We start from the raw sequence: 2,785 nt of genomic DNA, 5'->3' as shown, positions 1-2,785 counted from the left end.
TCGCTCATTGCAGATCGGGACGGGGAGGTGCGGATAGGCCCGTTCGGCCGCGTCGACGCAATGAGAAAGCCTTTCCGGCTTTGAATTTCTGGTATCCGCCGGGCGACGGAAAAAGCGGGTGACATGTAAGAGCGGGCCCCCGTCTTGTCAACTTTGCCGAAATGGGTCACACCTCGTCGGCCCGCGCCGGAAAGCCCCCCGCGCCGGGCGGCCCGTGGCGACGCATACCGACGTGGCGCGGCATAATTCGGCCCTTTTGTGATGAGAGGGCGGGGCCACGCCAAAAGCGCCTTGTCGCACGGCACGCGCGCATTGCCGATATCAAACCGGCCACGCCGCCCCGGCTGCGACGGCCCAGGAGACCGATCCGATGCTATTTTCTCCCCTGCGCCTCGCCCGCACCGCGAGCGTCCTTGCCCTGTTCATGGCCGGCGCGCTCGCCCCGGCCCTGGCCCAGGACGCCGCCGCGCCGGTGGCGCCCGAAACCGTCATCGCCACGGTGGGGGGCGAGCCGATCACCGAGGCCGATCTCGGCTTTGCCGCCGAGGATCTGGGTCAGGACCTCGCCCAGATGCCGCCCGAGCAGCGCCGTCCGTTCCTTTTGAGCGTGCTCATCGACATGAAGGTTCTGGCCAAGGCCGGCGCCGATGCCGGCATGGCCGACACCCCGCTTTTCGCCCAGCGTCTCGATTATCTGCGCGAGCGCGCCCTGCGCCGCGCCTATTTCAACGACGCCATTCTGGGCGCCGTGACCGAAGAGGCGATGCGCGCCGAATATGACAAATTCACCGCCGGCTTCGAGCCCGAGGAAGAGCGCCGCGCCAGCCATATTCTGGTGGAAAAGGAAGAAGACGCCAAGGCCATCAAGGCCGAGCTGGAGGCCGGGGCCGATTTCGCCGCCTTGGCCAAGGAAAAATCCATCGATCCCGGCAGCGGCGCGCAGGGCGGCGATCTAGGCTTTTTCAGCCGCGGCATGATGGTGCCGGCCTTCGAGGAAGCGGCCTTCGCCCTCACCGAGCCCGGTCAGGTTTCCGATCTGGTCCAGTCCAATTACGGCTGGCATATCATCAAGCTCACCGAGACCCGCATGTCCGCCCCCCCGACCTTCGAGCAGGTGGCCGGCCAGATCCAGCAGCAATTGCTGATGAAGACCTTCAACGAGACCGTGGCCAAGCTCATGGAAGGCACCACGGTCGACATCGCCGACCCCGCGCTCAAGGCCGCCCTCGACCAGCAGGAAGAAGCCGCGACCCCCTGATGCAATCCCTGCCGGCGCGGCCCCTGGGGCGGCGCCGGCGCTCTCTTGCGCCTCTCCCCGCTTTGAGGCACACCGGACGGCGAATGCTTCGCTCCATAAGGCTCCTGAGATGGCCCATCCGGTTTCGCCCCTCGCCCCCAAATCCTTTCCCGATCTGCCCGCCATTGCCGGGGTGCGCTTCGCCACGGCCGAAGCCGGCATCAAATACAAGAACCGCACCGATGTGCTGCTGATGGCCTTTGACGAAGGCACCAGCGTCGCTGGCGTGCTCACCCGTTCGAAATGCTCGTCGGCGGCCGTTGACTGGTGCCGGGCGAACCTGCCGGGCGGAGTGGCGCGGGGGCTGGTGGTCAATTCGGGCAATGCCAATGCCTTTACCGGCCTCAAGGGCCGCAAAAGCGTGGAAATGACCGCCGATCTGGCGGCCAGGGCGCTGGGCTGCGCGCCCGGGGAAATCTTCCTCGCCTCCACCGGCGTCATCGGCGAACCGCTCGATGCCGGCAAGTTCTCCGGCGTGCTCGACGCCATGGCGACCCGCTTGGGCGATGCGCCCTGGATGGACCCTGCCCGGGCCATCATGACCACCGACACCTTCCCCAAGCTTTCGGGCGCCACTCTTGAAATCGACGGCGTATCCGTGACCATCAACGGCATCGCCAAGGGCTCGGGCATGATCGCCCCCGACATGGCGACCATGCTCAGCTTCGTGGTCACCGACATGCCCATCGCCGCCGATGTGCTCCAGGCCCTGCTGGCGCGCCATGTCGCCACCAGCTTCAATGCCATCACCGTCGACAGCGACACCTCCACCTCCGATACGCTGCTGGCCTTCGCCACCGGCAAGGCTGGTGTCGAGCCCCTGGCCAGCCTCGATGACCCGCGCGCCGAAACCTTCGGCGAAGCCCTGCGCGACGTGCTGTTCGACCTGGCCATCCAGGTGGTGCGCGATGGCGAAGGCGCCACCAAGCAGGTCTCGGTCCATGTCGAGGGCGCCACCTCCGACGCCTCGGCCTTCCGCATCGCCAAGGCCATCGCCGATTCTCCCCTGGTCAAGACCGCCATTGCCGGCGAGGACGCCAATTGGGGCCGCGTGGTCATGGCCGTGGGCAAGGCGGGGGAGCCCGCCGACCGCGACCGCCTCGCCATCCGCTTCGGCGACCTTCTGGTGGCCAGGGATGGCGAGCGCGCCCCCGGCTACGACGAAGCCGCCACCAGCGCCTATATGAAGGGCGATGAGCTGGAGCTGACGGTGAGCCTGGGCCTGGGGGACGGCAGAGCCAGCGTCTATACCTGCGACCTCACCCATGGCTATATCGCCATCAATGGCGATTATCGGAGCTGACATGGCCCTGCCCGATACGCTCGCCTTCGAGCGGGCCGGGCTCAGGGCCTGGCCCGGCATCGAGGTAGAATGGGACGGCGCCTGGGTGCGGCGGGCTTCGGGCCGCTACACCAAGCGCTCCAATTCGGTGCAATGCTTCGACCCCGCCGATGAGGACGACGCCGAAACGCGCATCCTTGCCGCCG

The 2,785-nt window shown here is 67.1% G+C and carries 2 protein-coding genes and 1 pseudogene; all 3 read left to right on the top strand.

Going from position 1 to position 2,785, the window contains the following annotated elements:
• The first annotated feature begins 370 nt into the window (after positions 1-370).
• Positions 371-1,258 carry a peptidylprolyl isomerase gene (locus tag VDP82_RS16685; protein ID WP_323015953.1) on the top strand — a complete coding sequence of 296 codons (888 nt, stop codon included), beginning with the start codon at positions 371-373 and terminating at the stop codon, positions 1,256-1,258.
• Positions 1,259-1,367: 109 nt separating this feature from the next.
• Positions 1,368-2,600: a bifunctional glutamate N-acetyltransferase/amino-acid acetyltransferase ArgJ gene (gene argJ / locus VDP82_RS16680; RefSeq protein WP_323015952.1), complete on the top strand. Its 1,233-nt coding sequence runs from the start codon at positions 1,368-1,370 to the stop codon at positions 2,598-2,600.
• 1 nt (position 2,601) lies between these two features.
• Positions 2,602-2,785: pseudogene (locus VDP82_RS16675) on the top strand (GNAT family N-acetyltransferase); the annotation flags it as partial.

Source organism: Devosia sp., assembly GCF_034675085.1.
Classification (GTDB): domain Bacteria; phylum Pseudomonadota; class Alphaproteobacteria; order Rhizobiales; family Devosiaceae; genus Devosia.
The sequence above is the reverse complement of the archived record's forward strand: the minus strand, read 5'-3'. Positions and strand labels throughout refer to the sequence as shown.